Raw genomic sequence first — 24,886 nt, 5'->3', positions numbered from 1 at the left:
GCTTGGTATTACTTCACCTGATTGCGGTTATTAATAGGAAAGACTTTATAGTGTGCTCGAATCTGCTCTGCTATTTGTGTTTTCAGCGGCGTAGTAATCAGGCAAATATCTTGCTCGGGAAGCAGCTTTAAAAAACGTTTAATTAATTCATCCTGAGGCGCAGGTGTAATATCAACCCAACTGGCCAATAACACCCGATTGATTCGCGCAGGTAAAGATCCCAGAGTCCCGGTATCATTTTGATTATGGATTAACAAACCAGCAGTAGTGCCCTTGTCCAAGGTTAAAACCTGATAAAAATAGAGAGTATGGTAATTTATCTGAGCGGCTTTTTGAGCGGCTGTTGGCGGCTCTGCGTTACGTAATTTTTGAGCTAATATCGAGCAATAACATTGGATAACAGATTCCCCAAAGTCTTTTGCAAAATCACCGCTAGTCATGCTATCAGGATTAAACCCTTCAAGATAAAAATGGCTAACTCCGCGAGAAGTTTGCAAAGCGGGGATATAAAAATACGTATCACCGGCACGCTCTCCCTGCTGATGATATTTGCCGGTTACCTCTTTTAAACAGAGATCAAATTGCGCTTTGTCTTTGTGATCCGGGATAGAAGGATTTAAGTCCGCCATTAATCGCCAATAGCCTTGACCATTTTTCAATTCAGTCCAACTGATATGGATATGGATAGAGGGCGCTAACGGATGGAGCGGGTGAATGATAGTCGATAGTGCGGTCGCCGACGAAAAGGACTTATCGGGCAGATCATCATATTGTACTTGCGAAATATTAATTGATGCTCTATTAAAAATACTGCCTTCTACGGCTTCAAACCTCACTCCGCCACCATGCAGGCCGGCGTCTCTAAGCCACTCAATGCTCTTAAATTGTGCGCAGCTGTCAAACTGCTCACTTATCGACTGCAGTCTTGTCATAAAGTCACTTTGTAACTTTGAGAGCATGTGCATTGCTTGTTGTGCTTGGTTTGAAGTTGCTGCAATTTTCATATGAATATTTAATCCGGTGACTTTTCTGCTAAGAACTGCAGTGTATAGTACAGTCCTTAGCCGTTAATACTAATCATTAACAATGGTTTGGATTTTATTTAGACAAAAGTATCAAACTCTCAGCGCATATTTCATGTTGTTCAGCTGACGGTCTTATCCGTTCAAGTTATTATTGAAATATAAAAACATTCAAGGTCAATTGGAACAGACTAAATTGAACGTTAACATTATATAAAAAGAACTGGGCTACATTACCGACTATGTTATTTTCATTTTATGAACGTAACATAACATCCAGCTGATCGACTATTTCAGTCCAATCTGCGTCTTCATCTTTAGCTTGCTTTAAAAAAGCGGACTGTGCGCTATTCCAACAATCAGCTTCATGCAACTCCCCTTTCAAAGGGGCATATTTTTTTATAAAAGCATTAATGCCGGTCTCAGAACTATCCAAGCCTAATTGATCAAACAAAGTTGATAAAGAATGATTTTGTGTGTCCATGTTAACCTCTCATTTGTTGACGTATTTAAAAATAATTTAAGTTACTTATAACAGTCTAAATGTCTAATAATATGTTGCAAATTATATTTTTTTATTTGGATGAAATTACCTCTTAAATCATTAATGTAATGCTTTAAAAGATCAAATTACATTGACAGACCAGCTTCATCTTCCGGTACTATCTCAGTTTCTTTTCCCGCCATAGCAATCCAACGCTGCAATGAACGGTCAGATAAAATACTGTCACTATAGGCCTGCGCCTGAGCGGATAAAGATACTCCATAAGTGGCAAACCTTAATACCACGGGAGCAAAAAAACAGTCAGCTATCGAAAATTTCCCAAACAGTCTCAGTTGCCCGTCAGCGTCTAATTTTGCATGGCATGACCAGATATCATCTATGCGTTGAATATCCAGCTTGCTTTCAGAAGATAAAATAATGCTTCGATGTGCCCGGCAGTTCATCGGCATCTCGGCACGCAGGGCCATAAATCCAGAATGCATTTCAGCACAAAGGGATCTGGCATTCGCCCGCTCTTTTATGCCATCAGGCCAACCTTTACCGTGCAGATATTGCTCAGAGATATATTCACAAATAGCTAAAGAATCCCAAACAACAAGGTCATCATCGATTAATACCGGCACTTTATTGGTAGCTGAATATTTCCCTAAACGTTCTTTGATTTGATCCTGTAATAGGGAAACTGCAATTTCATCAAATACAATTTGAAAAGCATCAAGCAGCAGCCAGGGACGTAGGGACCAAGTTGAATAATTTTTATTTCCAATCACTAATTTCATCATTATTTCCCCTTGAACAGCTAAAGTAATTGCCATGAAAATTCACCAAATGGTGATTTAAAGAACCTGTTTTGCAAACAAAAAGACCCCGTTAATAACGAGGTCTTTTTAATGTTTAATCAGATCAGCGGGTTATTACCAACCCGTGACTTCACGTAATGCTTTACCAATATCAGCAAGTGATTTAGTGGTTTTTACACCGGCATCTTCAAGTGCTTTAAACTTATCTTCGGCAGTCCCTTTACCGCCGGCAATGATTGCACCGGCATGACCCATACGCTTACCTGCAGGTGCAGTAACACCGGCAATATAAGATACGACAGGTTTAGTCACATTTGCTTTGATAAAAGCAGCAGCTTCTTCTTCCGCTGTGCCGCCAATTTCACCAATCATAACGATGGCTTCGGTTTCAGGATCTGCCTGGAAAAGTGCCAGAATATCAATAAAGCTTGAACCCGGAATTGGATCGCCGCCGATACCCACACAAGTAGACTGACCAAAACCTTCATCGGTTGTCTGCTTAACCGCTTCGTAAGTTAATGTACCGGAGCGAGAAACAATGCCTACTTTACCTTTTTTATGAATGTGACCGGGCATGATGCCAATCTTACATTCATCAGGGGTGATAATACCCGGACAGTTAGGCCCGATCATAACCACCCCTGCTTGATCTAGTTTGACTTTAACGCTCACTAAATCCAGTGTTGGAATACCTTCAGTGATGGTAACAATCAGCTTAATGCCCGCATCAATCGCTTCTAATATGGCATCTTTACAAAATGGAGCTGGTACATAGATAACCGATGCTGTGGCTCCGGTTTTTTCAACTGCTTCACGTACCGTATTAAACACAGGAAGACCTAAATGCGTTTGACCGCCTTTACCCGGCGAAACGCCACCGACCATTTGTGTGCCGTATTCAATTGCTTGCTCAGAGTGGAAAGTACCCTGTCCACCAGTGAAACCCTGACAAATTACTTTAGTGTCTTTATTAATTAAAATGCTCATTATTTGCCACCTACCGCTTTAACCGCTTGCTCAGCAGCATCTGTTAATGATGTTGCTGCGATAATATTAAGACCGGATTCCGCAAGAATCTTACGGCCTAACTCAGCATTGTTGCCTTCTAAACGAACGATAACGGGTACCGTTACACCAACTTCAGCAACTGCGCCAATAACACCTTCAGCAATTAAATCACAACGTACGATACCACCGAAGATGTTCACTAAAACAGCTTCAACTTTGTCGTCGGAAAGGATGATTTTAAAAGCTTCAGTAACACGCTCTTTGGTTGCACCGCCGCCAACATCCAGGAAGTTAGCCGGATTACCGCCGTGTAAATGCACGATATCCATGGTGCCCATTGCAAGGCCGGCACCGTTTACCATACAGCCGATATTACCATCAAGCGCAACGTAGTTAAGTTCCCATTGTGCCGCATGCATTTCACGTTTGTCATCCTGGGTTGTATCATTGACTGCATACAACTCTTTTTGACGGTACATGGCATTAGAATCGATAGAAATTTTACCGTCTAAACAGATAAGATCATCTTGCGCCGTAACAACCAAAGGATTAATTTCTAATAACGCTAAATCTTTCTCTTCAAAAATAGTCGCAAGACCCAGGAAGATTTTTGTAAATTGACCAACCTGTTTACCGGAAAGACCCAATTTAAAGGCAAGTTCACGACCTTGGTACGCTTGTGCGCCAACTAACGGGTCAATCATTGCCGTATGAATAAGCTCAGGTGTCTCTTCTGCTACTTTTTCAATTTCCACACCACCTTCAGTCGATGCCATGAAAGTAACACGTTGTGAAGCACGGTCAATGACCGCGCCTAAGTAAAGCTCGTTAGCGATATCACTGCAGCTCTCTACTAATAATTTATTAACCGGTTGACCCTTTGCATCGGTTTGGTAAGTGACTAAGTTCTTACCTAACCATTTATGTGCAAAATCGCGTAAACCATCTTTAGTGTTAACTAGCTCAACACCACCTGCTTTACCGCGGCCACCTGCATGTACCTGACACTTAATAACCCATTTGTCTCCACCAATTTGAGATGCGGCAGCGACTGCTTCCTCAGCGGTATCACATGCGACACCATGTGGTACAGGTAATCCATATTCTGTGAACAACTGTTTTGCCTGATATTCATGCAAATTCATGATTCTTATCCATTTATTTGGTTTAACTTAATGACCAGATTATCCAGGTCATGACTCGAAGCAATAGTACTTACGTCAGCACTGTTTATATTGACGCAGTTGCGAAAATATAAACAGCGTTGGACTACCCCTTAAACATCCAATAACAAGCGTGTTGGATCTTCAAGCAATTCTTTGATTGAGACTAAGAAGCTAACTGATTCTTTGCCGTCAATTAAACGGTGATCATAAGAAAGTGCCAGGTACATCATCGGTAAAATTTCCACTTTACCGTCAATTGCCACGGGACGATCTTGAATTTTATGCATGCCTAAGATGGCCGCTTGCGGAGGATTGATAATAGGTGTTGATAATAAAGAACCAAATACTCCACCGTTAGTAATAGTGAAGTTACCACCAATCATTTCATCAACGGTTAATTTGCCATCACGGCCTTTAATCGCAAGTACTTTTATACCTTTTTCGATTTCAGCAAAATTTAGAGCATCTACATCACGTAAAACCGGTGTAACCAAACCGCGAGGAGTTGAAACGGCGATACTGATATCAAAGAAATTATGATAAACAATCTCATCACCATCAATCGCTGCATTCACTTCCGGGAAGCGCTTCAGTGCTTCTGTTACTGCTTTGATATAAAACGACATAAAGCCTAAACGCACACCGTGTTTCTTCTCAAAAACCTCTTGATACTGGCGACGAAGATCCATAATCGGTTTCATGTTAACTTCATTAAAAGTGGTTAACATCGCCGTAGAATTTTTAGCTTCTAATAAACGCTCCGCAACACGCTTACGTAAACGCGTCATTGGCACACGCTTATCGGTGCGGGCAGCAACCGCTGCAACAATATCAACGCTTGGTGCAGTTTGTTCCTGATTTTTTGTAACCCGATGTTTTTCCACATCTTCACGGGTAATAGCGCCACTTTTACCGGTTGCCTTGATTTCTGCAGCGTTTAATCCTTTTTCAAGAATCAAACGGCGTACCGATGGGCTTGCATCTGCAGTAGTATCTGAAGCAGGCGCTTCGGTTTCAGTGGCAGTTTCAGTCTTTTGCTCTTTTACCGGCGCTGCTGCACCTTCTTTTAATTGACCTAACAACTGTTTTGAAAGAACTGTTGCACCTTCTTTTTCGGTGATACTTTCCAATACACCGGATGCCGGTGCTGGTACTTCTAAGACTACTTTGTCAGTTTCTATTTCAACTAGTACTTCATCACGCTCAACAAAATCACCAGGTTGTTTGTGCCAGACAGCAACACTTGCATCAGCAACGGATTCTGGAAGCTCGGGAACCAATATTTCAATCATAATTGACTTTTCCTACGGTAAAATCTCTAAACTAAAAAATGCGGGGTTGTTTGAATATTATTCAACAACAGCCAGTGCGTCATTAACTAATGCTTTTTGCTGCTTGAGATGTAAAGACATATAACCAACAGCCGTTGAAGCTGATGCCTCGCGGCCCGCATAACGTAATCGCGCGGCAGCTGGCAAGATACTCCGGAAATGATGCTGGCTACAATACCAAGCGCCTTGATTCTGTGGTTCTTCCTGACACCAAACAAAATCTGTGACGTGTGCATAAGCGCTTAAAATATCATTAACCTCATTAGAGGGGAAAGGATATAGCTGTTCAATACGTATAATTGCGACGTTAATCAATCCGGCTTCACGGCGTTTGCCTAAAAGATCGTAATACACTTTACCGCTACACATAATAACAATATTTACTTTTTCAGGATCATGCTGATCAATCTCAGCAATCGCATTTTGGAATGTACCATTTGCTAATTCATCTAAACTGGAAACAGCTTCCGGATGGCGTAACAGAGACTTAGGTGACATTACAATTAATGGGCGACGCATTGACCGTACCACCTGGCGGCGTAACATATGATAAACCTGCGCGGGGGTAGAGGGCACACAGACTTGCATATTATGTTCTGCACAAAGTTGCAGATAACGCTCCAGTCTGGCAGATGAATGCTCAGGTCCCTGTCCTTCGTAACCGTGTGGTAGTAAAACGGTTAGTCCGCACATACGCCCCCACTTCTGCTCTCCGGAAGATAAAAACTGATCAAATACCACCTGTGCACCGTTGGCAAAATCGCCAAACTGCGCTTCCCATATACACAATCCCTTGGGAGCGCCGGTTGAGTAACCATATTCAAATGCTAACACGGCTTCTTCTGACAGTACTGAATCATAAACATCAAAATGTCCCTGTTGTTCAGTGAGATTTTGCAATGGAATGTAACGCTTTCCTTCAGTTTGCTCATGTAATACAGCATGACGATGAAAGAAGGTACCACGGCCGGAATCTTGACCGACCAGACGAATATTAAACTGACTGTCAAGCAGTGTTGCATAGGCTAAATTTTCAGCAAATCCCCAATCACATAATTTTTCACCACGTGCCATTAATTGGCGATCATTATAGATTTTTGTCACGCGTGAGTGTTGTTTATGAGAATCAGGATAGTGACTAATCGATTCTCCCAATTCCATTAAACGTTGTTTAGGAAACTGTGCTTGATAGGGAGAATCCCAATTATGTTTCAGGTAGGGAGACCAATCGACTGTAGGGCGCTGCATAACCTGCCACTCTTTAACAACACATTCGCCGCTGTCTAAAGCATCACGGTAATCTGTGACCAATTGTTTCGCATATTCCTCTTTAATAACACCTTCAGTGACCAGCTGTTTTGCATAAATTTCACGTGGTGTTGAATGTTGCTTGATTTTTTTATACATCAAAGGCTGCGTTGCACTGGGTTCATCGGCCTCATTATGGCCATGACGGCGATAACAAACCAGGTCGATAACAACATCGCGTTTAAAGGTATTACGGAAATCAAGCGCTATTTGTGTGACAAAAATAACCGCTTCAGGATCATCCGCATTAACATGAAAAATAGGGGCGTGAACCATTTTTGCAATATCGGTACAGAAACGGGTAGAACGACTATCTTCACGGTTAGAGGTGGTAAAGCCGATTTGATTATTGATAACGATGCGCACCGTACCGCCCACTTTAAATGCACGTGCTTGTGACATATTAAAGGTTTCTTGCACAACACCTTGGCCAGCGATCGCAGCATCACCATGTACTGTAATAGGCAGTACTGTTTCGCTGAGCGCTTTTAAACGTTCCTGGCGGGCGCGAACAGAGCCTAATACAACCGGATTAACAATCTCTAAATGCGAAGGGTTAAAACTCAGCGCTAAATGCACATTACCCTTGGGAGTTTTGAAATCACTGCTAAAACCCTGATGATATTTAACATCACTTGAACCATCAACAGTATTATGTTTTCCCGCAAATTCATCAAACAGATCTACGGGTTTTTTACCAAACACATTCACTAATACATTAAGGCGCCCGCGGTGAGCCATCCCTAAAACGACTTCCTGTGCACCCTGCTCACCGGCACGTCGAATCAACTCTTTTAACATCGGAATAAAAGAGTCTCCTCCTTCTAAGGAGAAACGCTTTGCACCGGGAAATTTAGAGCCGATATAACGTTCAAGACCTTCGGTTGCAGAAAGCTCTTCAAGAAAACGATTTTTTGCCTCCTGGCTGAACGACGGTTTACTTTCACAGGATTCGATGCGGTTTTGTAACCAGCGTTTTTCCTCGGTATTAGTGATATGCATATATTCCGCACCCACTGAACCACAATATGTGCGTTTAAGTGATGCGATAAGATCACGCAATATCATGGTTTCATTCGAGGCGAAATAGGATCCTACATTAAAACTGGCATCCAGATCAGAACCTTCCAGCTCATGATAGAAAGGATCGAGTTCCTTGATTGTTTCAAGTTTAGTAAGTCCTAACGGATCCAATGAAGCCACTTCGTGGCCACGATTACGGTAGGCACCTATTAGCTGCAAAACTTGAACCTGTTTAGCATCATTATGCTCTACACCGTCGGACGAAATAATACACTTGGGGGCTTTGGCGGCCAGTTTCATCTGCGCACGAATACGGGAATGCGCTTGCTCTGGTTGATCACTGACTTGTGGTAAATCATCAAATATTTTTCGCCAGTTGGCGTCAACAGATAAAGAATCTTCTAAATATGACTCATAGATATCTTCAATATAAGTTGCATTGCCCCCGGAAAAATGGGATGAAGCTAACCATGTCTGCATAACATTAGTTGGCATTGAGATTCCTTCCTTCTTTTACTTATTAGTTATAATTACATAAAGATTAAATTGCGCGTTGTAATAACATGGATTTGATTTTACCAATTGCTTTGGTCGGGTTTAATCCTTTTGGACAAACACTGACACAATTCATAATGCCATGACAACGGAAGACACTAAAAGCATCATCCAAGTCTGCCAGTCGCTCTTCGGTTGCATTATCACGACTGTCAATAAGGAACCGGTAAGCTGCTAATAAACCAGCGGGACCAATAAATTTATCCGGATTCCACCAGAAAGAGGGACAAGACGTTGAACAACAAGCACACAAAATACATTCATATAAACCATCGAGTTTTTCTCTCTCTTCCGGAGTTTGTTTGTATTCTCCAACAGGTGGTTGACGATCATTTGGAATAAGGTAGGGTTTGATTTTTTCATACTGGGTATAAAATTGGGTCATGTCTATGACTAAATCTCGCACTACGGGTAATCCCGGTAATGGACGTAATATTACTTTACCTTTCGACAACAAATCTGACAATGGAGTGATGCAGGCCAATCCATTCTTGCCATTAATATTTAAACCATCGGAACCACAGACACCCTCTCGACATGAGCGGCGAAAAGACAAGCTGGGATCCTGCTCTTTTAGAGTAATCAAAGCATCAAGGACCATCATATCAGAGCCCACTGGGATATCTAAAGACATATCTTGCATATAGGGCGCGTTATCAACATCAGGGTTATAACGATAAATAGAAAATATCACTTTCATAACAATAGCCTTTTAATAAACACGTGCTTTAGGAGGGAAAGCTTCACGCAATAGAGGTTTCATATTAACATTACGTTTACACATACTTTCTGTTTCAGGATTGAAAATACTGTGGTAAAGCCAATTTTTATCGTCCCGTTCCGGGTAATCAAAGCGGCTGTGCGCGCCTCGACTCTCGGTTCTAAAGTTAGCTGCCATTGCCGTTGAAAATGCAGTTTCCATCAAGTTATCAAGCTCTAAACATTCAATGCGGTTAGTGTTAAATTCTGTACTTTTGTCGTCTAATTTTGCATTTTTCAAACGTTCACGCAGTGCTTTCAATTCAGCTAAACCTTCGGCCATGGCATCACCATCTCTAAACACAGAGAAATTGTTTTGCATGCATTGCTGCAGATCTTTTCTGATTTGATTTGGACATTCAGTGCCGTTACCTTTTTCCCAACGGTTAAAGCGTTGTAATGCAGCCTCTATATTTTCCGGCGTTGGTTCCTTAGCCGTATTCTCTTGTGCAAGCACCACACCCAAATGTTTTCCTGCCGCGCGGCCAAATACCACTAAGTCTAACAGTGAATTACCACCTAAACGGTTAGCGCCATGTACTGAGACGCTGGCTATTTCACCGACAGCAAAGAGACCTTTAACCTCTACATCTTTGCCGTTTTCATCCAGTTTAAGCACCTGGCCATTAACTGTGGTGGGTACGCCACCCATTTGATAATGACAGGTTGGAATAACTGGAATGGGCTCTTTAACGGGATCAACGTGTGCAAAAGTACGTGATAATTCCATAACACCAGGTAGACGCGATTCCAGAACATCTTTGCCCAGGTGATCCAGTTTTAATTTAAGGTGTATACCCCATGGACCCTCGCACCCCCGGCCTTCACGGATTTCAATCATCATTGCACGGGCAACAACATCACGTCCGGCTAAATCTTTGGCGTTTGGTGCATAACGTTCCATAAAACGTTCGCCATCTTTATTAAGCAGATAACCACCTTCACCGCGACAACCTTCTGTCACTAGTGTACCCGCACCTGCAATACCCGTTGGATGGAACTGCCACATTTCCATATCCTGCACCGGGACACCTGCTCGCAGTGCCATACCAACACCATCGCCGGTGTTAATATGTGCATTGGTCGTAGAGGCATAAATACGACCTGCTCCGCCAGTTGCAAGCACGGTAGCTTGTGATTTAAACATCACCACTTCACCGGACTCAATATCAATAGCGGTACAACCGACAATATCTCCATCATCATTTTTCACTAAATCAAGTGCATACCACTCGGAAAAAATGGTGGTTTTATTTTTAATATTCTGCTGATAAAGCGTATGTAATAAAGCATGACCGGTACGGTCAGCCGCAGCCGCAGTTCGAGATGCTTGACCTTGACCATATGCTTTAGACTGCCCGCCGAAGGGACGCTGGTAAATAGTACCGTCTTCAAAACGAGAAAAAGGCAAGCCCATATGCTCAAGCTCGCGGACAACTTCCGGACCGATTTTACACATATACTCGATCGCGTCCTGGTCACCGATATAATCAGAGCCCTTAACGGTATCATACATGTGATACTGCCAATCATCTTCATGGGCATTACCCAAGGCGACGGTAATACCACCTTGAGCTGAAACAGTATGAGAACGTGTTGGAAAAACTTTACTTATTAAGGCACAACTTTTGCCTTCTTGCGAAATAGAAAGTGCTGCACGCATACCTGCGCCACCTGCGCCAATCACAATCGCATCAAATTCACGAATCGGTAAACTCACCTTAAATACCCCACAAAATTACGAAACCAGAAATAACATAGACAAATGCAGTTGACGTTAATACAAACTGTAATACAGCGCGTAACAAAGTATGTTTAACATAATCACTAAGCACCTGCCAAAGACCAATCCACGCATGCACGAGCATTGCAATTAACGCAAACAAAGTAAATATTTTGGTCAGAGTTAATGAGAAAAAATCAACCCACGCAAAATAAGTAATATCTGCAAAAGTCACAAAACCAACAAGATAAAGAACATATGCCAGAATAACGATGGCACTTGCACGTATTAAAATATAATCATGAACTCCGGTTCTACCGAAGGTTCCCGCAACATTTACCATACTAATACTCCCGTTAATACAGATAAGATTGCCGTAATTATAAATCCAACTTTCGCACTAAAAGCTGCACTTTCTAATTCTTCCCAATATCCCATATCTTGAATCATATGGCGCACCCCGAACACAATATGATAAGCAAGACCCGTTAGCGCAGCCCAGATAATAAATCCAATAAAGAAATTATCTATATATCCCATTACCTTATTAAAATCAGTTTCTGAGGTTAAAGACTGATTTAAAAGCGTTAGAAATATTGCTAATGCAATAAATACGATGATCCCAGATATTCGGTGCAATATTGATGCTGTTGCAGTTATCGGAAATTCAACCGTGGTTAAGTCTAAATTTTTAGGTCTCTCTCTGCGCACAATTTGGTCTCTTTTTTAGTAGCTGAAAAGAAGTTGTCTTTGACAAGTGTATTGTTAGCATATTGTTAACGATTTGTCAGTCACATGATGAATTTTTGTGATACAAGCACAATTTCAATCTAGCAATTGTATGAATTGCAACCACTTGTTATAACAACTAAAAACTAATTTGATAACGGCTTGTTGTTAAGTCTTAGATATCTGCAGCAGGTTATGTTGAGAAATATTTGCTTAAAATTTTTACTCTGTTTATTTAGCTCAAGCTTAACGGGATAAATGATTTTCCAATTTACATTGTTAACAGACGTTAAATGCGCACAAATTGCATGAAGTCGATACCGGCTTAATTCTTCAATATCCATGTTTATTGAGACTATTTTGGCTACAATCAACTCAATCGCCCGTAAATATATTGACAATCCCTATCATTCTGAATTAGTCCTTCAGCTTTTTTTTATCTGACTTTAATCGTCATTTGTAATACACCTGGTGATTAATCCGGCGTATAATCACCCAAAAATAGGCACAGAGCAGATAAATAACTCTGCCCCTTGAACGTATTTTATTGTATTATTTTCATGTACTTCGACTTTTTACCCAGCAAATAAAGCCGGCTAGTGGTGACACCTAAAGCAGAGGCGGTTATAACCTTGCTCACAGATTTTTGCTAATATTACAGTTAAAAACACACTGCCATCAGCTTTGCAGTGACTTTTTGTATACATTTTCAGATCGATAATGGCCAGTATTATTTAAAATTAAAGTATTCGGTTCATTTTGAGCTGAACAGCTCGCAAAGTTGAAATGTTAAAATTGACAAGGATAAATTTAGCCTGTAAAAATATGCGAGTTAAATTCTTGTGATTCTTGTAATTCTTAAAAGAAATGGAGATATAATAGATGTCTGAACAAAAAGCAATACTTCAATTACCTGGACAAAAACCAATAGAACTGCCGATAATTAAAGGGACCGCGGGTAATGATGTCATTGATATTCGAAGCCTAGGCAAAGCGGGTTATTTTACCTATGACCCGGGGTTTCTGGCAACTGCTTCTTGTGAATCAGCAATAACCTTCATAGACGGTGACAAAGGAATCCTATTACATCGCGGATATGCAATTGATGAATTAGCTGAAAAATCTGACTATCTCGAAGTTTGTTATTTACTGTTAAATGGTCAATTCCCTGATCAGGAACAGTCAGAAAAATTCCATCATGTTGTACTGCACCATACAATGATTCACGAACAGTTAGCAAAACTGTATCAAGGTTTCCGTCGTGATTCTCACCCAATGGCCATCATGTGTGGTGTGGTTGGTGCATTATCCGCTTTCTACCACGACTCTCTTGATATTAGCAACGAAAATCATCGTGAAATTACCGCTTATCGTCTGATTTCGAAAATGCCGACCTTAGCGGCCATGTCCTATAAATATTCAAATGGTCAACCCTTTGTTTACCCTGACAATCGCCTTTCATATGCCGGTAATTTCCTAAAAATGATGTTTGCTGTGCCCTGCGAGGAGTACAAAGTAAACCCGGTGCTTGAACGTGCCATGGATAAAATATTTATCCTTCATGCAGACCATGAGCAAAACGCATCTACTTCAACAGTTCGTCTGGCAGGATCATCGGGTGCTAATCCATTTGCCTGTATTGCTGCGGGCATCGCATCTTTATGGGGACCTGCCCATGGTGGAGCCAATGAAGCTTGTTTGAATATGTTAGAAGAGATAGGCAGTGTTGAAAACATACCTGAGTTTATCGCCAGAGCAAAAGATAAAAATGACCCGTTCCGCTTAATGGGTTTTGGACATCGTGTCTATAAAAGTCATGATCCCCGTGCCACAGTAATGCGAAAAGCTTGTCATGAAGTATTAGATGATTTAAAAATCAATGATCCTCTTCTTGATGTTGCCATGGAGCTTGAAAGAATTGCCCTTGAAGACCCGTATTTTGTAGAGAAAAAACTCTACCCTAATGTCGATTTTTATTCAGGTCTTGTACTGCGGGCAATGGGCATTCCAAAATCAATGTTTACGGTTATTTTTGCAATTTCACGTACTATTGGTTGGATATCGCATTGGAAAGAGATGCATGATCAGCCAGGCCTAAAAATTGGACGACCACGTCAGTTATATACTGGTAAAGTAGGTCTAAGAATTGATGACGTTGATAATCGTTCTAATTAATAAATAACGAAAAAGCTGATCAGTATTGCAAGTTAAAATTAATCCGAATTGCCTAGAAATAATTTTTACGGTGCAATACTTGATCTCTTTATTAACGCATTTCTCTACAGCAGAAACCGCTTTAAACAGTGTATTCCGCGTCTTCAAGCAGGATGGGCATAGTTGCCCCTCTATTTATTCAAGGTAATACTCCTACTGGTTCTTTTATTTCCTTAATTTGTGAATAGTTATGACAATATACATTCCAGAATTGCCCCTTAATAATCATATTTTCCCAGATACAAACTCAGCATTAAGCGATCCCGATGGTCTTTTGGCGATGGGCGGTGATTTAAATCCGCAGCGTATCATCAGCGCCTACAGGCATGGGGTTTTCCCCTGGTTTAGTGACGGACAGCCAATTTTGTGGTGGAGCCCGGCACAACGCGCCACCATCAAACCCAAGCTTGTACATATCAGTCGCAGCATGAAAAAAATCATTAGCAAAAATAATTTCTATGTAACTGTTAACCTTGCCTTTAATGATGTGATCTATGGCTGTGCAGCGCCCCGGGCAGATCAGCCTGAGACTTGGATCACTGACGATATGCTAGCTGCCTATGGTCGTCTTCATCGACAAGGTGTCGCCCATTCAATTGAAGTATGGCGGGGTGATAAGTTGGTTGGTGGTTTATACGGACTCTGTATTGGCGGTGTGTTTTGTGGTGAGTCGATGTTTAGCAAAGAGGATAATAGCTCTAAAATGGCCTTTATAGCCTTATGCCAGCACTTTGACAGATTTAAAGGACAGTTAGTAGATTGTCAAATATTAACTAAGCATCTGCACAATTTTGGAGTGCAAAATGTTTCTCGAGAAAATTTTACAAATAATCTGAAGCAGTATAAAAACATAGAAATAGATAAAAAATGCTGGGACAAACAGACGATTGTCATTAAAACAGGTAGGTAAAATCGCCTGCTTTATTACATCATCGGTGAACAAATATTAAATTGTTTGGTCATTCCGGCTAGAACGTCCTTTCTTGCAATTAATCCGATAAACTTATTATTTTCATCTACAACGGGATAAATTTTTGGCTTCGCAGATAACATCAACTGAGCCAAGTCAACGATACTCATGGTTGCTTGGACCGTCAGGGGCGTTTTAACCATCACATCCTCAACTAATGCAACTAATTCGCAGTAGTAACTTGCTTCTAGCATTTTAGCTAAACAGTCCTGCTCCGATAACCAACCAACAACATGTCCGCGGTCATCTAGAACAGGCCCGCCAATCTCTTTACTAGCGAGCAATTTTACTACCGCCGTCTCAATCGGCATCTCTTTTTTAAAAAAAATACTTTTACCGGACATGCAGTGTAATATTTGCAAATTTTCCATAAAATCTCCCCTTAATATATTTAAAGCTTAATCTTTTTTAGCTAATTGTCGATTATTTTGCGATAAATATGAGGGTTACTCGGAAATTTTGTTTCCTTCCAATATATTTACTCGATAAACTAACAGATATACATATTCCAGCACTAAGGTATTTTATGGCTTCTCTACAAGAACAACTGATGAAATCCGGTCTTATCAATAAACAAAAAGCACAACAGGTACAAACGGATAAACGCCGTAAAGCAAAACAAAAAAAGAAAAAAGGCAGTGTTGAAGTTTCTGACGTTCAAATGTCGCTCAACGATCAAAAACAACAAAATAAACAGCAGGATTTGGAGAAAAACAGAAAAACACAGGATGAATTAGCGCTGCGCGCAGCACACGGTAAACTGATTCAGATGATTGCTCAACATTGCGAAAAAAATTATCAAGGTGAAATTGACTATCATTTTACCTGCAACAACAAAGTTAAACGTATTGCCGTTGACAGTAATACACAGAAGGGTTTGGTTCGTGGTGACCTAGCAATTTGCGTATTAAATGACGCATTTTATCTGATCAATAAAGAGGCTGCGGCGATATTAGCCGAGATTGATGCCTCGGTATTGGTTGCTTTGCATGACAAAAAAGAGCAATTAACAGCACCTGAAGATGATCCTTACGCTGATTTTGCTATTCCAGATGATCTTATCTGGTAAATTTTATCGGCGATCACTAAATGTAGTCTTTTTGATGTTAAAGACTACATTTTAGTGAATTAATCTCTAAAGTTATTAAACTGAAATCCCTGCTCGAGATCCGTTGCTTTAACCAAGCTCATCACCGCCTGTAAATCATCACGTTTTTTCCCCGTAACACGCAGTTGCTCACCCTGCACGGCAACCTGAACTTTCATTTTATTATCTTTGATAAGTTTAACTAATTTCTTAGCCGTGGGTTGATCTACCCCTTCCTTGAATTTAATCACTTGCGTCCATGTTTTCCCACTGTGGCTAGGCGTTTCCATATCCATTGCGCGAGAATCAACCCCCCGTTTAATCAAATTTGTACGCAGCATATCCACAAGTTGTCTTAACTGCGAATCATGCTCTGCTGACAATTTTGCCACGTCATTAGTGAATTCAAAACTTGCTTTAACACCACGAAAATCAAAACGAGTATCTAGTTCACGGTTAGCATTATCAATGGCATTTTTAAGTTCAGACATATCAATTTCTGAAACAATATCAAATGATGGCATTTTATCTTCCTATTTTTTATTAAAAATTTAATAACGTTAAGTTACCAGAAAACTGCAATTTCATCTATGTTATGATCCTTAAAATAATTGTTTTAGGCAGAGAATATGTGGCAAATTATAGGTGCGGGCGCAATCGGTTGTTTATGGGCCGCTAACTTATTGCGGATCGGAGAAAAAGTCCAGTTGATCACTCGCCGCCCCTGCGCTGTTAATGTGCTGCAATATCAGGATCTGTTAAAACAATCCTTTACTTTCCCTGTTTCAACCAGCCTATCCCTGTGCAGCTCATCATCTCCTATCTTAGTCTGTGTCAAAGCCACCCAGGTCATACAGGCCATTACAACGCATCAGGTTTCAATCGATCCACAGCAGCCTATTATTTTAATGCATAACGGGATGGGCTGTGCGCAACAGGTGGCAACGTTATTACCTGACAATCCAATCATCTGCGCGACAACGGCAAATGCAAGCTTACTGCATTCACCCTTAAATATTGAGCAGACGGGTAAAGGTGTCACCTATTTAGGAGCCTATAACAACCAAGGGAAACTTTTCCAATCATTACTGCTGCCTCTGAATTCAGCACTTGCTAATACCTGCTGGTGTGAGGATGTTAATGAAAAATTATGGCTTAAACTGATCATCAATATGGCTATAAATCCATTAACGGCCATTTATCAAATAAAAAATGGGCAGTTAAAAAATGCCTCTTTTCAACCGCTAATCAACAATCTGGTAGATGAAAGTTTAGCAGTGGCTAAAGCTGAAGGTATTATCTTTGAAAAAGAGGAGATATTGGCCATCATTGAACAGGTGATCACCTTGACAGCAGAAAACTTTTCTTCCATGAACCGAGATATCTTTTATCGAAGACATACTGAAAATGAATTTATCGCCGGTTATTTATTAAAAGCAGGTGCTTTTAAGCAGATTCATACTCCGACAATTAGGTACTTTTATCAACAAATCAAGGCATTGGAGCAAGCTTCTGTCGCCAATAAATAAGAGCCAGTTAATCATCTTTGCCAAGCTTAAACTGCTGCGCGAGTGGCACATTAATTAAAGCTGTTGATAATGAAAAATATGATCCGATAAACTATCAATTAATATTATATTTTGTGAACCCTTAAGAATAGCAATTTTACCCGGACGGTTATTTAATCCGTCAATTTGGACTTCGTTGGCCGTTGTTTCAAGATAACCAAATTGAATATTGGCAGGCAGCATATTCCAACTGCGTAAATCAGCCCTATCCGTGACAACTGTCGCCAAATTGAATAACAGCCCGAGAAGATTGTTCTGTTGATTTACGCGCCGCACCAGCTCATATTTAGCCACTGCGCGGGTTGTTGTCAGTAATAAAATAGAAGGAGTTTCTCTGTCTAAATCATCTCTCACAAGGACATTCAGATTTTCGACCGTTTCGGTTTTTACCTGTTGCTCAGGGAGTCTTAATTGCATACTTCTGATATTTGGATTTGCGCTTGGGTAACCGGGCATTGAGATGCTAATCAACTGCTCAAGATTGGGGCTTGGCACTACCACGCTTCTTTCAACCTTATGACTGACTACGCCATCGAAATACAAAACAAACACTTGATTCTCTGTCTTTTTGCTGGGTTTTGGCAAATCAGGAAAGTCCTGTTGATAGTCGACAAACTGCTGCTCAGCGCCCAATTTAAAGCTCATGCGCAGTAATGCTTGTTTTAATCCAAGGGGTACAGGCATATAATGTTGTTTAATAATATCCAGTGCAAAGCGATAGCTTATCAGGGCATTGGATTGTTCATTTAACATCTCATAAACTATTCCGGCAATAAGATGAGCACTTGCAAGTTGTCCACTTAAGGAATTTTTATCCACCAGTTTTTTCATGGCAATATCTGCCTGCAGTATTTCTACCCGCGCGCCTTCAATATCCCCGTTGAATAGATAACTGAGGGCTAGAATATTATGCACCATCACTCTGTCTGTCGGATAACCGCTATAACTTCTTAAGGTTTCACTGATTGTTCCCGCGCCGACATTTTCGCTGATGGAAGTTGCTGCTAATGCAGACATCTCTTTTTTAGCTAAAGTCAGTGTTGTTATTGCACTGTCAAAATCCCCGGTGATAAACGCCAAAAAACCTTGATTAAGGTGAAATTGCGCAGAATCCCGCGCTTTGGGTTCGGTATCCTGTAACTTTGCTAAGATACTCTCTGGCGATTGGTTAGTTAGAGCAGCGGCCAACTGATTCGAATCCCGTTGGTATCCGGTGCAACCGGAAAGTAGCGTAATAACAACAATCCATAAGATTTTATACATACAATTACCGAACAATAAGACTGGAGAGTAAAAACCACGCGCACATGACCATAAACCCGCTAATTAGATATTCTGCTTAGCGGCATTGCCATAAGACCTGATTAAGATTTTTATTACCCGCGTAGTTGACTGTTTCTGACCAGTTTTTTAATTCTCTTTTCACCAACCCACACTTTACGGTTATCTTTGATGCTGATTAACTCCAAATTCACCTGGTAATAACGCACTTGGGTTTTTCCTTCCATATCAATAATGGTATTGATTTGTCCCTGCATTATAAAATCAGCGCCGTATTCTTGTCCGCCTACATTACGCGTATCGCTGGTTGCATTTACATCTTGATCATCACGTTCAGCCCGAATCTCCTGACGCGCATCCGCTGAAGCGACAAACTGCACTTGTCCTGAATTAATTAATTCACGCTCCATATTGGCCACAAAAGTATTGGTATTAATATGCTCATGGCTTAAGTTTTTAACGCTGCCAATAATGACCGCGGGGTCTTTACCTGTTTGCGTTACAAACCTGACAATCCAGGGCCGACTCAATGAATCGTCAATCATTTCCCGAGCTACCAGCTGAGAATCCGTATCATTCCACGCACCGCTTAAATCAATTTGCTCTTGAGCGTCTATTCGTTCAACCGAAGTTGAACATGCGCTTAGCATAAAAATAACCGCTAAGGCTAGGCATCGAGTTGTTTGTATTTTCATTATTGCTCCGTTATTTCAAATTAACATAGGCTCTATTATAGTGACATTAAATCAAGTTTAACTATTCTATTTCAGACAGAAATCAACTTTCCAAGCGGTTTTCCGCCGAGTAGGTGCAAGTGTATATGATATACCTCCTGACCGCCGTCCTGATTACAGTTCATAATTAAACGGTATCCGGACTCTGCTATGCCCTCCTGTTTGGCTAATTCTTTTGCCACAGTATAAAGCTTACCAATTAACAGCTCATCTTCTATTTCTATCGCATTAGCAGTGGCAATTAATTTATTCGGGATGATTAAAATATGCGTCGGTGCCTGAGGATGGATATCCCTAAAAGCGGTCACGAACTGATCTTGATAAAGCAGATCAGCCGGAATTTCCTTGTTGATAATTTTTCTAAAAATAGTTTCTTCTGCCATGATATTTTCCTTAAGTTAAAGACCTGTTTTCCTGCTGTTTAAGGCAGAAAAACGCTTATTGCAATCCTTATTAACGTTCTGAAATTGCGCCCTTACCGACACCTTCATAAGCATACACTGTGACTTTTTTATCACCCACACGAGCTTTTATCTGCCCGCAAATAAATTCAGAGAGCGATTCTACCGTCGTATCGTTGGGCAAGGTTTCGCTACGCCCTATCGGCATAAGCAGCTCAAAATAACCTTGCGGTGCATTGTAAGCGGTGCATATTTCTGTGCCATTTTTGCCTACAGCGAGAAAAGACAGCTCTGATTTTTTAATAACATCTTCAGCGCTGATTAAATAGATATCCTGCCAACGTTGAGCCCACTCTGCTACCCATTGTTCACTGTATTTATTATCAATAAACACATCAATTTTAGAGCGATGCCCGTGGGCGATACGCTGACAGTTACCGTTATGTTTTTTTAATCCGTGGGTGTAATGGTAAAAGGGCGTGCTAATATTTTCATTGCGTAATTTAATTTCAAGCTCCTGCACATTTTCAGGTAACTGCGGCAGAATAACCTGCGTAAGATAAGCTTCTAAGACGTTAACAGAAACGCTTGTGCTGTCTAATACACAATAGGCTTGATTGGGACAATTTAATTGTATAACTGAGCTATCATTAAGCTCGAAATTAACTTCTGTTCTCTTATCATCCACAGTGACGGTGCAATTATCTGCACTGCGCGGTACCAATAATTTATGATCGACTTCGGCATCAATAATCGTTTTGATCTGTTTTTTTACTAAAGAGAAATCAAGGATCATGGACTGATTATCAAGCAGACCCGTTAAAACCACATCGACCAGATAACTTTCACCGACAAAACCTCGATTTGCATCTAAATATGACGCATCTATAACCGTTAAATCGCGTACAAATAATTTCATTCTTTCCTCATTCAATAAACGACAGTCAAAATCTGTGTTTGCTTGCCGAATGTATACCTATTTTCGTTAATATGATTGTAACAATCAAACTTATAGCAAATGCTTTGTCAAAATGGCGGGTTTTGATCATCCTGTTGATCACCTTCGGCAAAGTTATCACGTTTTAACTGTTCCCGTAAATTTGGCGGGATCCCCTGAATCGTTAATGTATCGCTGTCCGGATCATAAGAAATGCTTTCCCCAAGGTGTTTTTGATCAAAACTAATGCTCATCCCGCCACCCTGCCCCACATATTTGGTCAACTTTCTAACCACGCTGCGATCGGCGGGAAAACTATTTTCTAACTGATAATCTTCACTCACAAAGTCATAAAAACTGCCTTCAAGTTTGGGGGCATCTTGAAGTTGTTCCGATAAGACGGAAAGTTCAATGTCATCACCCTGCTTCATCTGTTCATTACAATAGTCAAAGGCAACTTCACGTACCTGTTTCTTCTTCGCCACGGGTAAGGACTGATTTTCACAAAATTCATCAACAGCCTTCATTAAACCCTGATTTTGCTCTTTTGCATCAAAACCTTCCTGCGCACCCATAAAATCCAGAAAAAAATCGGACACTTTACGTCCGGCACGACCTTTAATAAATGAGAGATAACGATTTGACTGCGGATCGCGTGACAACAAGGTTAAATCAATACGTGCAACCAGTTGTATTTTGCTGGTTTCAATATGCTGACTTACCTGTAACTCAAGGTCTTCATTAACACTGATCGACTGATTATTTTGCAGTAACGCGATTAACAGGTAATCACTTGCTGTCCAACTGTATTTACTGATTAACAGGATCCCTTCTTCAGCAAAATCATGCTTTTGTAACTCTTCCACTAAACAACTGGCCGCTTGTTGTGAAAAACGTACAAAATCAAGCTGTTGGGACATCTGCTCAGTAAGCGCCTTTCTAAAACGGTCTGACTTACCGGGTTCATCACAAAAAGAAGCAAAGGCTTTATTGGTTTTACTTTGGTAAGTACGATGCAGTTTAGTTAAAAATTCATCGATCGAAGCTGAAACAGGCAACTCTCCTTCTCGCATTTTACATTGTAAAACCCCTTCAGAATTGTAGGTTAAAGAATGTAAAATAATATTGCTGGCAGAGATGTTCATAAATTTTTGCACCATATTGATAAAGAGGTAGCAGTAAATTATACAGAGTGTATGAATAAATAGCCTATAGTTTCTATTCATCGGATAAAAATAAAAACAACCACCCTTAGTGATTGGTATAATTGAAAGAGTAAGTTATCATCACCTTTTTACTTTAAAGTGAACCTGTAAACATGCCAATAATTTCTAAATATTCAAACCAAAAGATTGAAACAATACTTGATGAAGTAATGGAAGTACTCCATAAAAATGATGTTTCCGTTGATTTAAGTTTAATGGTTCTTGGTAATGCCATCACGCACGTCATTAATAGTCAGGTTCCGGTCAGCAAACGCACACAAATCAACGACAAATTTGTCAAAGCACTTTCGGCTTCGATTAATTCTAAAGAAAAATAAATAATATGGTAGAAACCGGTAATAAATTCCATGATAAGGTTTCCCGCTTAATAAGCTGGGCACATTGGTTTACATTTTTTAATATGATAATTGTTTCCCTGATTGGGTTACGATATATCGCCTATAGCGGGATGGCAGATTCCGTTGCCGGGGTTATGTACCAATTTATTAGTTTAATTGGTCATTTCAGTTTTCTTTGTGCCGCTGTTTTTATGGTAATCCTATTCCCATTAGCATTTTTAATCCCTTTTCCGCGTTTGTACCGGTTTATTGCCATTTTTATCAGCACTATTTTGATCACATTTTTGATTATTGATACGCAAATATTCAAACTTTATAATTTTCACCTTAACCCTTTAATTTGGCATTTTTTACAAACTCCCGCTCAAGTTGAGCAAATTTATTCCATTAATCTGCACTATATTTCGATTCCTATTCTCTTCATTATTGAATTTTTTGTGTCTTATATTGTATGGAAAAAATGCCGTATATTACAGGCTAAACGTATTGGTAAACCGATAGCAGTTGTACTGTTTAGTGCTTTTATTATTACCCATTTAGCCTATATATGGGCCGATGCCAAACAATATCGCCCTATTACCCAACAAAAAGCAAACTACCCGCTCTCCTATCCGATGACAGCCCGTACTTTCTTGAAAAATCAGGGCTGGTTAAGCGAAGATAAGTTACAGGAGTCTATCAGTCGCCAGGGTAATGAGTTTAAGAATGAATTAAATTACCCGATAACCCCCTTAACTTTTCAGCCGTCACAACCCGCAAAAAATATTTTATTGGTGACCGTTGAAGCATTACGTGCAGACATGTTAAATGAACAAAACATGCCCAAACTATATCAGCTCAGCCAGCAGGGGTTAAATTTTACAAACCATTACAGCGGTGCCAGTAATCGTGCTCAGGGTATTTTCAGCTTATTTTATGCTTTACCAAATAATTACTGGTCCGATATAACGCTTAATTATATTCCTCCGGTTTTCCTAAACCGATTACAACATCAGCACTATCATTTTGGCTTATTTTCAAGTATTGGCTTCAATCAACCCGAATTTTTACAAAGCAGTTTCAGCCGTTTAGAAACAGAGCAGCTAAAAAACACCAGTACAACCTATGGTAATGAGAAGATTACCAAGCAATGGCAGGATTGGTTAAATCAGCAAAATGACAGCAATAATTGGTTCAGTTTTTTATACTATGAACAACCGGATAAATCATTTTCACATAACTCCGATCATGTCAGCTTCACGGATCACACCAAAAAACTGGAGTTATATCAAAAACAGGTCGCAGCAATTGATCAGCGGATAGCACAGATAACCAAGGCCCTGAAAAGTAAAGCGCAACTGCAAAATACTATCGTGATTATTACTGGCACCAATGCGGTGTCTTTCGCAAAAGACAGTTCCGCGGAAAGCGCGATAAACAATGCACATGTCCCTTTGGTTGTCTTATGGCCAGGTGAAAATAGCGCTCAAATTTCTCGCATGACAAGTCATTTAGATATTGTCCCGACTTTGATGGAAAAGTCTTTAGGCAGTCAATCTAATGCAAATTTATATAGCAGCGGGCAAAGCTTGTTTGATGATAGTGAACGGCAGTTTTTATTATCGGGGGATTTAAACAAATATGTGGTTTACGAAAAACACAAAATCACTCAATTTTCAAATGATGGGGATCTCAACAGTATAGATTGGAATGGAAAACCGCTTGCTGAAGAGGAAGATAATGCCACCTTGCTGATTAATGTTGTCTCGCAGTTACGCCGCTTTAATCGTTAATCACGTTCCCCTCGGCTCGAAGTTGCAGTAGCTGGCCGTTGTTAATGAAATCAGCAACTCAATCTTTATTTCAGCAGGATTTTCTTTCTGCGGACAGGACTTTAATAGCACAGGAATGCTTAAACGAAAAAAGGCTTCTCAATGAGAAGCCTTTTTACATCTGGGAGAATAAAGAACAGCAGAGATTCAGACTCTCAGAACATATTATACCAGTCGTATAAAACAAAAAGCCCGCTGTAAAAACAGCGGGCTTTTAATGTATGGCGGAGGAGGAGAGATTTGAACTCTCGGAGAGCTATTAACCCTCGCTGGTTTTCAAGACCAGTGCATTCAGCCGCTCTGCCACCCCTCCGAACGAGGCGCATATTAGTGAGATCTGCTTAAAAAGTCAAGTGCTTTTGGAAATTGTTTTATATTTACTGTTTTTAT

General features: G+C 40.4%; 24 protein-coding genes and 1 tRNA gene. 6 read left to right on the top strand and 19 right to left on the bottom strand.

The features are described 5' to 3' along the window. Positions 1-8: 8 nt before the first annotated feature. From ACJAZP_RS01475 to sdhC, 11 genes are all read right to left on the bottom strand, one after another. Positions 9-1,004 carry a coproporphyrinogen III oxidase gene (locus ACJAZP_RS01475; RefSeq protein WP_415228954.1) on the bottom strand — a complete coding sequence of 332 codons (996 nt, stop codon included), beginning with the start codon at positions 1,002-1,004 and terminating at the stop codon, positions 9-11. 274 nt (positions 1,005-1,278) lie between these two features. Next, positions 1,279-1,506 carry a DUF2789 domain-containing protein gene (locus ACJAZP_RS01470; RefSeq protein WP_415228953.1) on the bottom strand — a complete coding sequence of 76 codons (228 nt, stop codon included), beginning with the start codon at positions 1,504-1,506 and terminating at the stop codon, positions 1,279-1,281. Positions 1,507-1,652: 146 nt separating this feature from the next. Next, positions 1,653-2,342 (bottom strand): glutathione S-transferase family protein, encoded by a 690-nt coding sequence (locus ACJAZP_RS01465; RefSeq protein WP_415228952.1) that lies wholly within the window; start codon positions 2,340-2,342, stop codon positions 1,653-1,655. Positions 2,343-2,441: 99 nt separating this feature from the next. After that, positions 2,442-3,314, bottom strand: a complete 873-nt coding sequence (sucD, locus tag ACJAZP_RS01460) for a succinate--CoA ligase subunit alpha (protein ID WP_415228951.1) — start codon at positions 3,312-3,314, stop codon at positions 2,442-2,444. Then, complete coding sequence (sucC, locus tag ACJAZP_RS01455) at positions 3,314-4,480, bottom strand: ADP-forming succinate--CoA ligase subunit beta (RefSeq protein WP_415228950.1); 1,167 nt, start codon at positions 4,478-4,480, stop codon at positions 3,314-3,316. Before sucC ends, sucD begins: the two co-directional genes overlap by 1 nt. A 131-nt stretch (positions 4,481-4,611) precedes the next feature. Further along, positions 4,612-5,793 (bottom strand): 2-oxoglutarate dehydrogenase complex dihydrolipoyllysine-residue succinyltransferase, encoded by a 1,182-nt coding sequence (gene odhB, locus ACJAZP_RS01450; protein ID WP_415228949.1) that lies wholly within the window; start codon positions 5,791-5,793, stop codon positions 4,612-4,614. Between the two features lie 57 nt (positions 5,794-5,850). Continuing rightward, positions 5,851-8,658 (bottom strand): 2-oxoglutarate dehydrogenase E1 component, encoded by a 2,808-nt coding sequence (locus ACJAZP_RS01445; RefSeq protein ID WP_415228948.1) that lies wholly within the window; start codon positions 8,656-8,658, stop codon positions 5,851-5,853. 46 nt (positions 8,659-8,704) lie between these two features. After that, on the bottom strand, positions 8,705-9,418 hold the full coding sequence (locus ACJAZP_RS01440; RefSeq protein ID WP_415228947.1) for a succinate dehydrogenase iron-sulfur subunit: 714 nt from the start codon (positions 9,416-9,418) through the stop codon (positions 8,705-8,707). A 12-nt stretch (positions 9,419-9,430) separates the two neighbouring features. Continuing rightward, positions 9,431-11,197, bottom strand: a complete 1,767-nt coding sequence (sdhA, locus tag ACJAZP_RS01435; RefSeq protein ID WP_415228946.1) for a succinate dehydrogenase flavoprotein subunit — start codon at positions 11,195-11,197, stop codon at positions 9,431-9,433. Position 11,198: 1 nt separating this feature from the next. Further along, on the bottom strand, positions 11,199-11,543 hold the full coding sequence (gene sdhD, locus ACJAZP_RS01430; protein ID WP_415228945.1) for a succinate dehydrogenase, hydrophobic membrane anchor protein: 345 nt from the start codon (positions 11,541-11,543) through the stop codon (positions 11,199-11,201). Then, the gene (sdhC, locus tag ACJAZP_RS01425) at positions 11,537-11,911 is read right to left on the bottom strand and encodes a succinate dehydrogenase, cytochrome b556 subunit (protein ID WP_415228944.1); all 375 of its coding nucleotides are present in this window, start codon (positions 11,909-11,911) and stop codon (positions 11,537-11,539) included. The genes sdhD and sdhC overlap by 7 nt, the downstream gene beginning before the upstream one ends. A gap of 900 nt (positions 11,912-12,811) precedes the next feature. Here sdhC and ACJAZP_RS01420 point away from each other — a divergent pair. Both ACJAZP_RS01420 and aat read left to right on the top strand, forming a co-directional pair. Continuing rightward, positions 12,812-14,104, top strand: a complete 1,293-nt coding sequence (locus ACJAZP_RS01420; RefSeq protein WP_415228943.1) for a citrate synthase — start codon at positions 12,812-12,814, stop codon at positions 14,102-14,104. A 229-nt stretch (positions 14,105-14,333) separates the two neighbouring features. Next, complete coding sequence (aat, locus tag ACJAZP_RS01415) at positions 14,334-15,053, top strand: leucyl/phenylalanyl-tRNA--protein transferase (protein WP_415228942.1); 720 nt, start codon at positions 14,334-14,336, stop codon at positions 15,051-15,053. Between the two features lie 14 nt (positions 15,054-15,067). Here the strand turns inward: aat and ACJAZP_RS01410 are convergent, their stop codons facing one another. Continuing rightward, positions 15,068-15,484, bottom strand: a complete 417-nt coding sequence (locus ACJAZP_RS01410) for a CBS domain-containing protein (RefSeq protein ID WP_415228941.1) — start codon at positions 15,482-15,484, stop codon at positions 15,068-15,070. Between the two features lie 155 nt (positions 15,485-15,639). Between ACJAZP_RS01410 and ACJAZP_RS01405 the strand changes: the two genes are divergently transcribed. Continuing rightward, a complete protein-coding gene (locus ACJAZP_RS01405; RefSeq protein ID WP_415228940.1) occupies positions 15,640-16,182 on the top strand; it encodes a DUF2058 domain-containing protein in 543 nt (180 codons plus the stop codon). Between the two features lie 59 nt (positions 16,183-16,241). On the opposite strand, the gene ACJAZP_RS01400 is transcribed toward ACJAZP_RS01405, so the two are convergent. Further along, positions 16,242-16,724, bottom strand: a complete 483-nt coding sequence (locus ACJAZP_RS01400; protein ID WP_415228939.1) for a YajQ family cyclic di-GMP-binding protein — start codon at positions 16,722-16,724, stop codon at positions 16,242-16,244. A gap of 105 nt (positions 16,725-16,829) precedes the next feature. Here ACJAZP_RS01400 and ACJAZP_RS01395 point away from each other — a divergent pair, with 105 nt between their 5' ends. Continuing rightward, positions 16,830-17,729 carry a ketopantoate reductase family protein gene (locus tag ACJAZP_RS01395; RefSeq protein WP_415228938.1) on the top strand — a complete coding sequence of 300 codons (900 nt, stop codon included), beginning with the start codon at positions 16,830-16,832 and terminating at the stop codon, positions 17,727-17,729. A gap of 54 nt (positions 17,730-17,783) precedes the next feature. Here the strand turns inward: ACJAZP_RS01395 and ACJAZP_RS01390 are convergent, their stop codons facing one another. The 5 genes from ACJAZP_RS01390 to yejK form a co-directional block, all read right to left on the bottom strand. Next, positions 17,784-19,031 (bottom strand): COG3014 family protein, encoded by a 1,248-nt coding sequence (locus tag ACJAZP_RS01390; RefSeq protein ID WP_415228937.1) that lies wholly within the window; start codon positions 19,029-19,031, stop codon positions 17,784-17,786. A gap of 113 nt (positions 19,032-19,144) precedes the next feature. Continuing rightward, positions 19,145-19,744 (bottom strand): penicillin-binding protein activator LpoB, encoded by a 600-nt coding sequence (locus ACJAZP_RS01385; RefSeq protein WP_415228936.1) that lies wholly within the window; start codon positions 19,742-19,744, stop codon positions 19,145-19,147. A gap of 71 nt (positions 19,745-19,815) precedes the next feature. Continuing rightward, entirely contained in the window at positions 19,816-20,166 is a 351-nt protein-coding gene (locus tag ACJAZP_RS01380; RefSeq protein ID WP_415228935.1) for an HIT domain-containing protein, read from the bottom strand. Positions 20,167-20,236: 70 nt separating this feature from the next. Further along, a complete protein-coding gene (locus ACJAZP_RS01375; protein ID WP_415228934.1) occupies positions 20,237-21,103 on the bottom strand; it encodes a 6-carboxytetrahydropterin synthase in 867 nt (288 codons plus the stop codon). 107 nt (positions 21,104-21,210) lie between these two features. Beyond that, the gene (yejK, locus tag ACJAZP_RS01370; RefSeq protein WP_415228933.1) at positions 21,211-22,266 is read right to left on the bottom strand and encodes a nucleoid-associated protein YejK; all 1,056 of its coding nucleotides are present in this window, start codon (positions 22,264-22,266) and stop codon (positions 21,211-21,213) included. Positions 22,267-22,439: 173 nt separating this feature from the next. Here yejK and ACJAZP_RS01365 point away from each other — a divergent pair, with 173 nt between their 5' ends. Continuing rightward, positions 22,440-22,664 carry a DUF1414 domain-containing protein gene (locus ACJAZP_RS01365; RefSeq protein WP_415228932.1) on the top strand — a complete coding sequence of 75 codons (225 nt, stop codon included), beginning with the start codon at positions 22,440-22,442 and terminating at the stop codon, positions 22,662-22,664. Positions 22,665-22,669: 5 nt separating this feature from the next. Further along, entirely contained in the window at positions 22,670-24,457 is a 1,788-nt protein-coding gene (locus tag ACJAZP_RS01360) for a DUF3413 domain-containing protein (RefSeq protein ID WP_415228931.1), read from the top strand. Between the two features lie 261 nt (positions 24,458-24,718). Here ACJAZP_RS01360 and ACJAZP_RS01355 read toward each other — a convergent pair. Next, positions 24,719-24,809, bottom strand: a tRNA-Ser gene (locus ACJAZP_RS01355). Positions 24,810-24,886 lie beyond the last annotated feature (77 nt).

Origin of the sequence: Psychromonas sp., from assembly GCF_047632955.1 — a bacterium.
Lineage (GTDB): Bacteria > Pseudomonadota > Gammaproteobacteria > Enterobacterales > Psychromonadaceae > Psychromonas.
This window is presented reverse-complemented; position numbering and strand designations above follow the sequence as displayed.

What these genes read in the sequence shown, in the direction of transcription:
- ACJAZP_RS01475 (WP_415228954.1), bottom strand. Translation starts at nt 1,004, where the DNA reads ATGAAAATTGCAGCAACTTCAAACCAAGCACAACAAGCAATGCACATG.
- ACJAZP_RS01470 (WP_415228953.1), bottom strand. Translation starts at nt 1,506, where the DNA reads ATGGACACACAAAATCATTCTTTATCAACTTTGTTTGATCAATTAGGC.
- ACJAZP_RS01465 (WP_415228952.1), bottom strand. Translation starts at nt 2,342, where the DNA reads ATGGCAATTACTTTAGCTGTTCAAGGGGAAATAATGATGAAATTAGTG.
- sucD (WP_415228951.1), bottom strand. Translation starts at nt 3,314, where the DNA reads ATGAGCATTTTAATTAATAAAGACACTAAAGTAATTTGTCAGGGTTTC.
- sucC (WP_415228950.1), bottom strand. Translation starts at nt 4,480, where the DNA reads ATGAATTTGCATGAATATCAGGCAAAACAGTTGTTCACAGAATATGGA.
- odhB (WP_415228949.1), bottom strand. Translation starts at nt 5,793, where the DNA reads ATGATTGAAATATTGGTTCCCGAGCTTCCAGAATCCGTTGCTGATGCA.
- ACJAZP_RS01445 (WP_415228948.1), bottom strand. Translation starts at nt 8,658, where the DNA reads ATGCCAACTAATGTTATGCAGACATGGTTAGCTTCATCCCATTTTTCC.
- ACJAZP_RS01440 (WP_415228947.1), bottom strand. Translation starts at nt 9,418, where the DNA reads ATGAAAGTGATATTTTCTATTTATCGTTATAACCCTGATGTTGATAAC.
- sdhD (WP_415228945.1), bottom strand. Translation starts at nt 11,543, where the DNA reads ATGGTAAATGTTGCGGGAACCTTCGGTAGAACCGGAGTTCATGATTAT.
- ACJAZP_RS01420 (WP_415228943.1), top strand. Translation starts at nt 12,812, where the DNA reads ATGTCTGAACAAAAAGCAATACTTCAATTACCTGGACAAAAACCAATA.
- aat (WP_415228942.1), top strand. Translation starts at nt 14,334, where the DNA reads ATGACAATATACATTCCAGAATTGCCCCTTAATAATCATATTTTCCCA.
- ACJAZP_RS01410 (WP_415228941.1), bottom strand. Translation starts at nt 15,484, where the DNA reads ATGGAAAATTTGCAAATATTACACTGCATGTCCGGTAAAAGTATTTTT.
- ACJAZP_RS01405 (WP_415228940.1), top strand. Translation starts at nt 15,640, where the DNA reads ATGGCTTCTCTACAAGAACAACTGATGAAATCCGGTCTTATCAATAAA.
- ACJAZP_RS01400 (WP_415228939.1), bottom strand. Translation starts at nt 16,724, where the DNA reads ATGCCATCATTTGATATTGTTTCAGAAATTGATATGTCTGAACTTAAA.
- ACJAZP_RS01395 (WP_415228938.1), top strand. Translation starts at nt 16,830, where the DNA reads ATGTGGCAAATTATAGGTGCGGGCGCAATCGGTTGTTTATGGGCCGCT.
- ACJAZP_RS01390 (WP_415228937.1), bottom strand. Translation starts at nt 19,031, where the DNA reads ATGTATAAAATCTTATGGATTGTTGTTATTACGCTACTTTCCGGTTGC.
- ACJAZP_RS01385 (WP_415228936.1), bottom strand. Translation starts at nt 19,744, where the DNA reads ATGAAAATACAAACAACTCGATGCCTAGCCTTAGCGGTTATTTTTATG.
- ACJAZP_RS01380 (WP_415228935.1), bottom strand. Translation starts at nt 20,166, where the DNA reads ATGGCAGAAGAAACTATTTTTAGAAAAATTATCAACAAGGAAATTCCG.
- ACJAZP_RS01375 (WP_415228934.1), bottom strand. Translation starts at nt 21,103, where the DNA reads ATGAAATTATTTGTACGCGATTTAACGGTTATAGATGCGTCATATTTA.
- yejK (WP_415228933.1), bottom strand. Translation starts at nt 22,266, where the DNA reads ATGAACATCTCTGCCAGCAATATTATTTTACATTCTTTAACCTACAAT.
- ACJAZP_RS01365 (WP_415228932.1), top strand. Translation starts at nt 22,440, where the DNA reads ATGCCAATAATTTCTAAATATTCAAACCAAAAGATTGAAACAATACTT.
- ACJAZP_RS01360 (WP_415228931.1), top strand. Translation starts at nt 22,670, where the DNA reads ATGGTAGAAACCGGTAATAAATTCCATGATAAGGTTTCCCGCTTAATA.